Genomic DNA, 12,212 nt, shown 5'->3' on the forward strand with positions numbered 1-12,212 from the left:
AATTATCGTCCCCCTCCAGTGCTATTCACTCTATTAACTTTATTGTTGTCCTTTTTATCTCTTGATGATACTGCTGAGTAATATTTATGAAATGCAACTAACGCCTCAATATATTTACAATATTTATTAAACTCATTAATATCGCCTTGAATATTATCTAAACGGGGAATCAACTCTGCCTTTTGAATAAAATCATCAACTGCATTAATCGTATTAGATTTTTCATTATTTTTTTCAATCTCACGACCAGCTTGATAACAGAAAAGTGTTTTAAGAAAGCGAATTTCCATTTGTAATTCTGGGGATATTGTTTTCACTTTTTCTTTACTTTTAGCTACTTCAACATTTACTTTATTTTTTACATCAGTAATAGCAGATAAAATTTTTCTAAGTTGACTAGTATTTAAGGCAATAACACCTTTATCTGTTCTTTTTAAATCCTTAATCACTGCTTCTGCTTCTGCTACATAATCAACCATGATATTCCTCCCTTTTACCTTTCTCCCGTAGACTATATATTACTATATGAATGGCTGTTAATAATTCTCTAGTCGATTCTTTATCCTTAGTGTGCTCATACATCATAGAAATAAACTTCTTATATGCCTCTAATTGTGCTTCACTAGCTTGCTCAGGTTCCATACGAGACAAAGTATATAACAGTCTAGCTCTATGAATCGTCTCTAAATCATCTCCTATAATTTCTTCTAATAATTCCATAATTCTATACATGGCACTTCTTGTAAAGGTCATCTTCGATAAATCTGAAATGGGTCCTTCTTTAGATATTGCTAATATTGACTGCAACATATTAAACTTTTCACCTAGTACAGATTGTATAAATCGATCCCATGTATATACATGACGACACCGTGGAGCATTACCTTCATTCTCTGTATCAAATCCAAATAAAGCAATACTATCTTTTTCAGGCATATCCTTTGCAGTTGACTCTAAACTACCTGTTATCTCCGCCATTTTAGTGATAGGAAAGTTATGTGTAAACATTCCTAGACCAGCAGACATAGTAATTTTTCCACCTGTCAAATCTTTAAGCCTGTTGCGAATATCAATAGCCACCTCAATCAGCTCATCCCAAGGGCCTACTAAAAAAACATCATCTCCACCAGAGTAGATAATATGAATATGACCCTTTTCACTAGTATCCTTATTCCAAAGTCGATACGTATCTTTTACATCTTCAACACCACTAACATTGCCAGATACAATTTTATTAACACCTACTTTAAAAAACATGGATAAAGCTCTTGATAAATCTGCATATCTTGAAAATGTATTAAAGTGATATGGATTTTCTTTGGTGTCACTTATAAAGCCACTAATAAAAGCCGCCCCTAGATTATCCACATCGGCTCTTAAGACCCCTAATCGCTGCATACCTACTTTTTCAGTTCCACTCATCTGAGCTAAGTCCTCAAATGTATATACTTCTCCATTGGGTTTACGACTAACATAGTCTGCAATCCATAATCGACTTGCTACTTTACTTCCTGTTTCGGCTTCATTAATCACATATATATGTTTCCATGTAGCACTATATCCTAACTCTTCTAATTTGCGCTTTGATATAACATATAAATTTGTTGCATTACTACTGTAAATTGGAATAGATGGGATCATTTCTAATACTTCTTGCTCTTCTGCAATTCCTAATACCGATTCTTCAGATTGTACTAATACCTCTCCCAAATGATATAAAGAATCACACATATGACAAGCCAATGATTCCGTATACCCATAGATTTTCAATTCTACTGAAGATGTATGACAAATAGAACATTCCTTATCCCCTTCTCGTACAGAATTAATACTACTATTAGGGTTAAATAAGTCTTCTAAAATTTTTTTAGTATATCTAAATATTTTACCTTTTGCGGTCTCTCGGCTAGCTTCACCAAATAGTTTATGCTGTTTTTCTCCATTAATTAAATCGTTCCCAGTGCATGTAGCCATTCCTAGTGAGATATATAACTTTGTACCCACATGTTCAAGTAACCATTGATTCACTGCGGCTTCAAGAGCCCTGACAATCCCTTTGGCAGTTTCCGTGGCAGGCCCTAGTATATAGAAATGTCCTCCACCAGAATACAATACATTACATCGACTCAGCTGTAAGTCTTCTAACAAAGAATCAATTATAGATTCTAATAATATCTCTAAATACACTGAGCGACCACGCAAGGATTTTAATGCACCTGTTGATGGCACTGTATAAATGAAATCTTGTATACCAGACACATCTCCAGAAATCATCATAAAAGCTTCTTGTTCACGAAATACTTTTGAATCTGTAAAGCAATACTTTTTATAATCCTCTATGCCATTTTCTTGAAAATATAATTTCATAGATGTAGCAATGGCTGCTGTCAACTTAGAGTGCATGTACAAAGATATATCTGCTACTTCTTTTCTGTATGTACTAGAAGGAACAAAACTAGTAGTATCCTCATAAATCCGTAATAATTCATTAACCGTCATGGCATCTATACTTTGCACAGAAAAATTATCTTTCATTGTGTGATAGAGTATTTTATAGGTATCAGATGTGGCTAAAATATTTCCATCTTTCGGATAATTATAATTGCTAGCTACATTTAAACCTCGAAGATGATATTTTTGCTCAGTGTTCGAAATATTTCCACCAAATGTATGAAATACAGATATTAACGGTATATTCTTGTCGAAGGTTTGTCCCTCCACCATAGTACCTTCATCAAACTCTCTACGGTCCAGGGCCGATGCAAGATTATCTGCTTCATACACCAAATAGGCTAAACTAGTGTCTGGAATTATGGCCTTAGACAATTGCTTTCCATGGTGATATTGAACACATCTCAATAACTCCTTATCCTCTGTATAAGAACGCAAAAAAGTAGCCCCCGCAATCGAATGATCTCCTAATCCTTCGTTAGCGCGATAGACTACTTTCCCAATATCATGTAATAAGGCACCTTTTACCAATGTTTCTAAACACCCCATGGTTTTCTCCCTCATGAATCCTTTATAATATGACACAATCTTGTTCTTTTCTTTCTCCAATTCCCCAAGTATATATCTTAACTAAATCATCAAGAATATATATTCGCAAAGAATCAATATTCGGATTAATTAAACGACTACATTGGCGAATCATAGCATCGTACTGTTTACGATTTAACAATGCCTCAAACGCTGACTTTTGAACACGAACACCATATCGTTCCAAGCACTTCACCATTTTTAATCGTATCTTATTATCTACTATATCATAAATAATCAAAACTATAAACTTTTTCATAATTAGGCACTCTATCGAATTATCATTTTCTGGATATCTATCTTATCTCTAGTGGTGTATATCGCTCAAGATCTATATTCATAATTGTTGATGCATAGGCTTTACATTGACTAAAAATAGATTCTCTAAATGTTTGTCCTCTATCCATATATTGATTCATGCTTTTTATCTTTTTATTATAGGCACTCAAAAATAGTTTTCTTCCTTCTCCATTTAAATAGCACCCTTCACCAGAATATTGAAAGTCTTCATCTACATCTATCATATTTCGTTTAACTAAATTAAGTACTAATGAATCAATTACGGGGGCTCTCCATTCTTCAATTAAATCAGATACTAAGGCTGGATGCCCACCCTTAATAGAATGCATGCACCCTACAAAAGGATGTAATCCAGCATTAATAACTCCTGCCATAATTTCATTAAAGAGCATACTATACCCTAATCCTAACATAGCATTAAATGGATCTAATGGAGGCTGTTTGCTTCGTTTTGTAAAAGCAAATTCTGAAGGGACAATCTTGCCTAGCCCTTCAAAATATAAACGGCTAATAATTCCCTCATATCCCATCAATTCTTCAATACTTACGGCTTTATGTATATTCTTACGGATATGACAAATGTTATTAATGGACATCATAACACTATCATCAACAAGATTCCTTTCATAGCGTCTCAATATAGTTAGCTGATTATTTATTTTAGCATTGATTAGCTTTTTGCTAAGTGTTAAACAGAACTCTTTATCTCCCCTTATAGTAAATTGTCTCTGATGCTTATGAATATCTACAGTATTTGTATTAATCAAAGTACCGAAATATTTCCCATATCCTGATAGCCAGGTCACTGGAATACCATTAGATATAAAATCAGTCAATAATGATGATGAAATATGAACCGAGTCAAACACTGTTACATCATCAATAGACTCAAATGGTACTTCAAATAATACTTCATGATTCCTACCAACAATAACATGCCCACCTTTTCGTTTAATAAACGAGCCTGATTCTGTCACATATAAAGTCGTCATACAAATGCCTCCCTTATCATACATAACTATTATTATACTCTCCGATCCCATATTATAGGACGTAAAGAACGCGGTGCATTGTTTACGCGTAGGATTAGGTACTACAATCTTAAGTTTTTTACCGAGTTCCGCCCCCATACTGGAGATTATGTTTTTATCGCGTGAATGACTTCAACGATGATTTAGGTAACGACTTAGACGACGAGTTTCCGTCCCCCATATTGGGGATTATTTTTTATCATGTTGATTTATTAGTACTCGATGATTTGGGTTTGGAATATGAGTTTCCGTCCCCGTACTGGGGATTATTTTTTTATCACAATGCGAAATGACATACTGCAAGAGCATACCAGCGTTTCCGTCCCCGTATTGGGGATTATTTTTTTATCTGGACAAACAAATCGCTGAAATGTCTAATGAGAGTTTCGTGTTTCCGTCCCCGTACTGGGGATTATTTTTTTATCGGACTTTGGAAAACAATACATTAATAGTTTCCGTTTTGAAACGTTTCCGTCCCCGTACTGGGGATTATTTTTTTATCAATAGGAGAGGATTAATGAAAGAACAAACGCATGATGCAGGTTTCCGTCCCCGTACTGGGGATTATTTTTTTATCCTTTACTTATAAGTTAAGAAAGGAGTAATTTATGGACGAAGTCGTTTCCGTCCCCGTACTGGGGATTATTTTTTTATCTTGAAGAAACGATTAAAAGTATGCTTGACATGTTATAAGTTAGTTTCCGTCCCCGTACTGGGGATTATTTTTTTATCAAACAAGACATTCAAGAAGGTTTAGCAGAAGATTATTTTGTGGTTTCCGTCCCCGTACTGGGGATTATTTTTTTATCTATCATGTGTGTTATTGCAGTTTATAAAAAAGGTTTTGAATTGTTTCCGTCCCCGTACTGGGGATTATTTTTTTATCATTTTAACCATGGCAAAAGTATCAACAGGTGTAGTTAGATTGTTTCCGTCCCCGTACTGGGGATTATTTTTTTATCCCTACCCTCTATAGTTATGATAACTAGTGCGTTTAAACTATGGTTATCGGCGGAGTCTTTATAAAGATACTTTTAACTTCAAGAAGACTCTCAAAAACTGTCATTCAAGCCTATTCTTATCACATCGGTGGAGATTTGTATCTAACACAAGAATACCATATATATAGAATAAATTGCAAATTTCAAGCAATAAAAAAGCCTCACGTCAGATTAGCATATCTGTCCTTGCGGATGTGAGGAGTTTGACTCGTCTACAGAATAATCTTATCCAAACAAATTGTCAAGAATTTCTCTTTATAAGCCCTTTTCTTTTTTATAAATCAATTCGTATCTATCATAATATGATATGGTTCACCATATTCCATATTTTGTGTATTATCATTCCAAACTAGTGGATATCCATATCCTTCTCTATGATCATCCCAATTACGAAATTCTAACGCAAAATCTGCTTGATATATGCTTAAGTCTTGAGAAGACTGAATTGAAGAATCTTGCTTTTTATATGGAGAATAATAATTAGCAGAATCTACCAGTTTTTCCCACATTTTTGTTTGTCGATTATATCGATAAATAAAGGTACGACTTTTGGTATCATATTTATAGTCAAATCGGCTTGCTGTAATCACATATAAAGTAATATCACGATTAACATCATAATAGGATCTAATCCGAAAAGTATCTTCTCCTAAAGTAGTCGGCACCTGTGTTTTCTTTCCTTTGGCTCTCAATTCAAGCTTGCCATCATTTGGGTACATATACACTTCATCTGCATCGTTATTAAACCATATCTTATAATCTTTATCATAGTTTTTAAAATCAATTGTTGCTGAATCCACATTATTAAACTTGGCTTCAGAGGAAACTCCCCCTAGAAAAGCTACGCCTAAGCCTACGCATATTGTCGCTTTTATTAATTTATTCATATATATACGTCCTCTCTCAAACCAAAACTATATGAGTTCATTATACTTAATCTTTCAATTAAAAACTAGTATACATCCCATAATTTCACGTCATGCCAATCTACAATTTTTCATTCAAATACACCTTATATACTCTTTCTCCTCAATAATAACGCCTCACACATGAGATCCCTCAATTTTTCTTTATTTCCGCTTCCCACTACAAATCCCCCATAAAATGCTATAATATACTCAACAATTATCAACACGTTAATCTATACAACAAAGGAGTTTCCCATGATTCGTATTGCTTTTGGTCAAATTCAGGTGCACCCTGGTGATCCTGCTACAAACTTTCAATCTATGATGCATGCCATCGACTATGCCAAGGCGGTAAGCACGGATATCCTTATCTTTCCAGAATTGTGCCTCAGCGGTTACATGGTTGGCGACTTGTGGGACCAAGTGCCCTTTGTGAAGGATTGTCTCTATTACGGTGAGGAACTGGTGAAAGCCACAGCAAACACCAACCTTACGATTATCTTTGGCAATATAGGCATTGATGAAAGTCTCCGCAATCTAGACGGCAGTCTTCGCAAGTATAATGCTCTTTATGTAGCATCCAAAGGTAAATTAGTATCTAATCCGTCACAACCGTATCCGTTTACCATAAAAACATTATTGCCATGTTATCGATACTTTAACGAGCCACGGTATTTTACTAGCGCCAATGTAGTGGCGAAAGAGCGCAATCTATCGTTATCTGATATTAATCAGCCACTCACCCTTTCCACTCGTCAAGGTTCTTTCACTATTGCTCCTGTTATCTGTGAAGATAGCTGGCATACGCACTACCCACATTGTCCCACAAGTCTTATGTTGGAATCTGCTAAAATGAAAGGTCTGCATATTGACCTAGTTGTCAATTGTTCTTCATCTCCTTACACCATACACAAACAAGAACAACGTCGTGCCTTATTTAGGAGCCAATCGAAACGATACTCTACACCGATTGCCTATGCAAATCATGTAGGCATTCAAAACAATGGCAAAAACATCTGCATTTATGATGGATGTTCTACTTTGTATGATGTGAACGGTTCTGTTGTGGAAGAAGTACCAGCTTTTGAAAATACAGTACGCCCTACATTATTAAAAGATACCTTGTGGCAACCACTTTCAAATGCTAACTCTGAACAACGGGATACTTCTGAAGATAGTACAGCACTTCAACTGTCCCTAGAACATAATAGATGTGATAAAAATGATACATATCATATACAGGATGCAACTCCTACCTACATCCCTACTCTGTTCAAAGCCCTTCAATACGGTATTCGTCAATTTTTAGCACAAACTGGGATTAAAAAGATTGTCATTGGTGCGTCTGGTGGTATCGACTCTGCCCTTAATGCTGCTTTGTACAGCACGGTATTACCGCCAGAGAATTTATACTTAGTCAATATGCCAAGCCGTTATAACTCAGATATGACGAAAGATTTGGCCTACCAATTAGCACAGAACATCGGTTGCCATTATGGTGTATTCCCTATTGAGGAAGGTGTGAATACCACGGTTGTACAGCTAGAAAGTCAACCTTTCACAAAATTTCCTATAAAGACCTCTGGTCATATACATAAGCATACACCAGTAGATGATTCTACTATCTCCAATTCTACTACAGATACTATATATGAATCACAGCAAACTACTACATACTGTACCGAGCAGACTCATGTAGATACCAACTTAGAAACTACCACACTCTTACAGCTATCCACTCTCGCCAAGGAAAACATCCAAGCCCGTGATCGTTCGTCTCGCATCTTAGCCGGTATAGCATCCGCTGTGAATGGGGCTTTCACCTGCAATGGCAATAAAACAGAGTTCACTGTTGGCTATGCTACGATGTATGGTGATTTAGCTGGTTTTCTCGCTGTGACGGGAGATGTGTGGAAAACGGACGTCTATGCTCTGGCTCGTTACATGAATGAAACAATCTTTCAACGTGAGGTCATTCCACAAGGTTCTATCGATGTGGTGCCGAGCGCCGAGTTATCTGACGCACAGGATGTAACCCAAGGCCTAGGCGACCCATTACAGTACGAATATCATGACCTTTTATTCCGTGCCTTTGTAGAGGGTACACCACATACACTGCCTCATCAGCGTTTGACTCCTGAGGATATCTTGCGGGCCTACGAGAACGATACTTTGGAGTCACTCTTAGGATTGCCAAACCCTGTTTCTCACTATTTCACGTCAACAGAACAGTTTATCAATGACCTTGAACGGTGGTGGAAATCGTTCAATGGATTAGCCGTGGCAAAACGCATCCAGTCTCCACCGCTGCTTCTCATCAGCGAACGTGCCTTTGGCAGTGACCTAAGTGAAAGTCAATTAAAACCATATTTCTCACGTACTTACTATGTCATGAAAGATAGAATTCTACATCACCTATCTAAATAGTGAGTATATTTCTTAGTTAAATAATATAACCCTATACTATAGTAACGCTATATACAACGTTGTAATATACCTTATTAGATATCTTACATCCTGTATATAGCGTTATTTAATGTTTGACCATTTACTCATACACTACTTTCAAAAATAATATAACCACCAATAAAAAGTATATTGTAATGATAATCGTTATAGATTACAATAAAGTTAACCCTATGGGTTACGTTTTAATGTGTATTTGGAGGTATATTATGCAACAAGCATGGAAAGACTTCAATACAGGTGTATGGGATAAATCCGTGGACGTACGCGATTTTATCCAACGAAACTATGTGCCTTATGTAGGCGATGATTCTTTTCTAGTAGGTCCAACAGAACGAACTACTAGACTTTGGCAACGGGTATTAGATTTATATGAGGAAGAACGACAAAAAGGTTCTGTCATCGATGCAGATACTGATGTAGCAACTCATATTACGGCGCATGCCCCTGGATATATTATTAAAGAAGATGAACAAATCGTTGGTCTTCAAACTGATTATCCTTTAAAACGTGCCATGTTCCCTTATGGTGGTTTACGAACTGCTAAAAGTGCTATCGAAGAGTATGGTTACAAAATGGATCCAACTCTTGAGGCTTTCTTTAAAACTCATCGTAAGACACACAATGACGGTGTATTTGATGTATATACACCTGAGATGAGAGCTGCTCGCTCCGCTCACATTATTACGGGCCTACCTGACGCGTATAGTCGCGGCCGAATTATCGGTGATTATCGCCGTGTAGCCTTATATGGTATCGATTATTTGATTAAGGACAAAGAAGATCAATTCAACATTACCATGGGCGATATGATGCCAGATGTCATTCGTGACCGCGAAGAAATTCGAGATCAAATCCGTTCTTTAAAAGAATTAAAAGAAATGGCAGCGTCCTACGGATTTGACATCTCTAAACCTGCTACCGATGTAAAAGAAGCTATCCAATGGCTATACTTTGGCTATTTAGGTGCTATCAAAGAACAAAACGGGGCAGCTATGTCCATCGGACGTAACTCCACTTTCTTAGACATCTATGCAGAACGTGATTTGAAATCTGGTAAATATACAGAAGAACAAATCCAAGAAATGGTGGATCACTTCATTATGAAATTGCGCATGGTACGTTTCGCACGTATCCATGAATACAACAATTTATTTACTGGTGATCCTGTATGGACAACAGAGTCTATCGGTGGTATGGGCACTGACGGACGTACATTAGTGTCTAAAACGGCATTCCGTGTCCTACATACATTGCAAAACCTTGGTCCTGCTCCTGAACCAAACTTAACAGTACTTTGGTCTCCTTCTCTTCCTGAAGGTTTCAAAAAGTTCTGTGCGAAACTCTCTATTGCAACCTCTTCCATTCAATATGAGAACGATGAAATCATGCGCCCTAACTCCGGTGATGATTACGCGATTGCTTGCTGCGTATCCCCTATGCGTATCGGTAAAGAAATGCAATTCTTTGGCGCTCGCTGTAACTTGGCGAAAGCCTTACTATATGCTATCAATGGTGGCGTAGATGAAAAGCTGAAAAAACAAGTAGGTCCAAAATTCCGCCCTATTACTTCAGAATACCTTGACTTCGATGAAGTGATGGAACGCTTTGAAGATATGACGGAATGGTTAGCAGGTGTGTATGTGAATGCCTTAAATATCATTCATTACATGCATGACAAATACGCCTATGAAAAATTAGAAATGGCATTACATGACCGTAAGGTAACACGTTGGTTTGCCACAGGTATTGCTGGACTTTCCGTAGTAGCCGATTCTCTATCTGCTATTAAATATGCGAAAGTAAAACCAATTCGTGATGAAAATGGTATTGCTATTGACTTTGAAATTGAAGGCGAATTCCCTAAATATGGTAATGATGATGATCGTGTAGATGATTTGGCGGCTACGGTAGTATCTGGCTTTATGAATAAAATTCGTAAACATCCAACCTATCGTCAATCCGTACCAACTATGTCACTATTAACCATTACATCTAATGTGGTATATGGTAATGCTACTGGTGCTACTCCTGACGGACGTAAAGCAGGTATTCCATTTGCTCCAGGTGCAAACCCTATGCATGGTCGTGACGAACACGGTGCTATCTCTTCCCTAGCATCTGTTGCTAAAATGCCATGGCGTGATTGTTGCGATGGTATTTCTAATACATTCTCTATTATTCCAGATTCTCTAGGTAAATCCGGAGAGTCTATGGTGACACTAGGCGACTTAGACTTAGACCTAGGCAACATTGAACATGCCTTAGCCGATGGTTGTGAAAATCTAGCTTGCCGTGAGCCAAATGTTACTTTCCCTGAAGAAAAGGAGTAAATATGACTAACGAACAACAAGTAGATAATTTAGTACAATTGTTAGATGGGTACAGCAAAAAAGGCGGCCACCATTTAAACGTAAACGTATTCAATCGTGAAACATTATTAGATGCTCAAAAACATCCTGAATTGTATCCACAATTGACTATCCGTGTTTCTGGTTACGCTGTTCATTTCAACAAGTTGACAAAAGCTCAACAAGACGAAGTGATCTCCCGTACATTCCATCAATCCATGTAATGCACTATGGTAGGTCGCATTCATTCCATTGAGACCATGGGTACTGTCGATGGCCCAGGCATGCGATTTGTCTTGTTCCTCCAAGGTTGCCCATTGCGATGTGCCTATTGCCATAATCCAGATACTTGGGATCCCTCTACGTATGCCCAAGAGATGACTGTGGCAGATGTGTGGACACAATTTGAAAGGAATCGTGACTTTTATATCACTGGTGGCATTACTGTCACTGGTGGCGAAGCATTGTTGCAACTCCCTTTTATTATCGAACTCTTTACTTTCTTTCATGGAAAGGGAATTCATACTTGTTTAGATACAAGCGGGATTTGCTACACACAAGAACAGGCTAGAGAGTACAAACTGCTTCTTGACGTAACGGATTTAGTCATTCTTGATGTGAAAGAGATCGATTCCTCTATACACGAAACACTAACCGGCAAACCTAATGATGCGGTCCTAGAGTTCGCTAAGTTTATAGACGAGCAAGGTACCGATTTTTGGGTACGCCACGTGGTAGTCCCAACCATCACAGATAATCGCGATCGCTGGTATCGGCTTGGTTTCTTTCTAGGTGCTTTCAAACATTTGAAAGCCGTAGATTGCTTACCTTACCACGTCATGGGGGTTAATAAATATGAAAGTCTTGGCATTTCCTATCGCTTAGATGGAATCCCGCCCCTCTCAAAAGCTGACGCACAGCGTGCACTCCGCGTTGTCCTTTCTGGAATACGCGACTACCGCCGAGGTTTATGGTGTCCTCTTAAAACACCTGAAAGTTAAACTCATAACAATACTTTCCTGATCTTTCATGAAAGCGCACTATCCCTCGTGGACGGTGCGCTTTTCTCTATGCTTCTATCGGCATATCTGTATACCTATGTATGTCTGTATCTGT

The 12,212-nt window shown here is 37.5% G+C and carries 9 protein-coding genes and 1 CRISPR repeat array; of the genes, 4 read left to right on the plus strand and 5 right to left on the minus strand.

The features are described from left to right. Positions 1-2: 2 nt before the first annotated feature. The 5 genes from csm2 to EO127_RS02120 all read right to left on the minus strand — a co-directional run bounded on the left by csm2 (position 3) and on the right by EO127_RS02120 (position 6,258). A complete protein-coding gene (csm2, locus tag EO127_RS02100) occupies positions 3-479 on the minus strand; it encodes a type III-A CRISPR-associated protein Csm2 (protein WP_127447819.1) in 477 nt (158 codons plus the stop codon). Then, a complete protein-coding gene (gene cas10 / locus EO127_RS02105; RefSeq protein ID WP_127447820.1) occupies positions 472-3,000 on the minus strand; it encodes a type III-A CRISPR-associated protein Cas10/Csm1 in 2,529 nt (842 codons plus the stop codon). The genes csm2 and cas10 overlap by 8 nt, the downstream gene beginning before the upstream one ends. A gap of 22 nt (positions 3,001-3,022) precedes the next feature. Further along, the gene (gene cas2 / locus EO127_RS02110) at positions 3,023-3,298 is read right to left on the minus strand and encodes a CRISPR-associated endonuclease Cas2 (RefSeq protein WP_009353619.1); all 276 of its coding nucleotides are present in this window, start codon (positions 3,296-3,298) and stop codon (positions 3,023-3,025) included. Between the two features lie 37 nt (positions 3,299-3,335). Beyond that, entirely contained in the window at positions 3,336-4,331 is a 996-nt protein-coding gene (cas1, locus tag EO127_RS02115) for a CRISPR-associated endonuclease Cas1 (RefSeq protein ID WP_127447821.1), read from the minus strand. A gap of 123 nt (positions 4,332-4,454) precedes the next feature. Then, a CRISPR array of direct repeats spans positions 4,455-5,332; the repeat unit is 35 nt; unit sequence GTTTCCGTCCCCGTACTGGGGATTATTTTTTTATC. 320 nt (positions 5,333-5,652) lie between these two features. Continuing rightward, the gene (locus EO127_RS02120) at positions 5,653-6,258 is read right to left on the minus strand and encodes a hypothetical protein (protein WP_127447822.1); all 606 of its coding nucleotides are present in this window, start codon (positions 6,256-6,258) and stop codon (positions 5,653-5,655) included. A 276-nt stretch (positions 6,259-6,534) separates the two neighbouring features. Between EO127_RS02120 and EO127_RS02125 the strand changes: the two genes are divergently transcribed. From EO127_RS02125 to pflA, 4 genes are all read left to right on the plus strand, one after another. Beyond that, entirely contained in the window at positions 6,535-8,706 is a 2,172-nt protein-coding gene (locus EO127_RS02125) for a nitrilase-related carbon-nitrogen hydrolase (RefSeq protein WP_127447823.1), read from the plus strand. Positions 8,707-8,954: 248 nt separating this feature from the next. Further along, on the plus strand, positions 8,955-11,078 hold the full coding sequence (gene pflB / locus EO127_RS02130; RefSeq protein ID WP_164742257.1) for a formate C-acetyltransferase: 2,124 nt from the start codon (positions 8,955-8,957) through the stop codon (positions 11,076-11,078). Between the two features lie 2 nt (positions 11,079-11,080). After that, on the plus strand, positions 11,081-11,320 hold the full coding sequence (gene grcA3, locus EO127_RS08875) for an autonomous glycyl radical cofactor GrcA3 (RefSeq protein ID WP_126938357.1): 240 nt from the start codon (positions 11,081-11,083) through the stop codon (positions 11,318-11,320). A 6-nt stretch (positions 11,321-11,326) separates the two neighbouring features. After that, the gene (gene pflA / locus EO127_RS02140) at positions 11,327-12,097 is read left to right on the plus strand and encodes a pyruvate formate-lyase-activating protein (protein WP_126940921.1); all 771 of its coding nucleotides are present in this window, start codon (positions 11,327-11,329) and stop codon (positions 12,095-12,097) included. Positions 12,098-12,212 lie beyond the last annotated feature (115 nt).

Source organism: Veillonella sp. 3310 (assembly GCF_003999875.1).
In the GTDB taxonomy this organism is placed as follows: domain Bacteria; phylum Bacillota; class Negativicutes; order Veillonellales; family Veillonellaceae; genus F0422.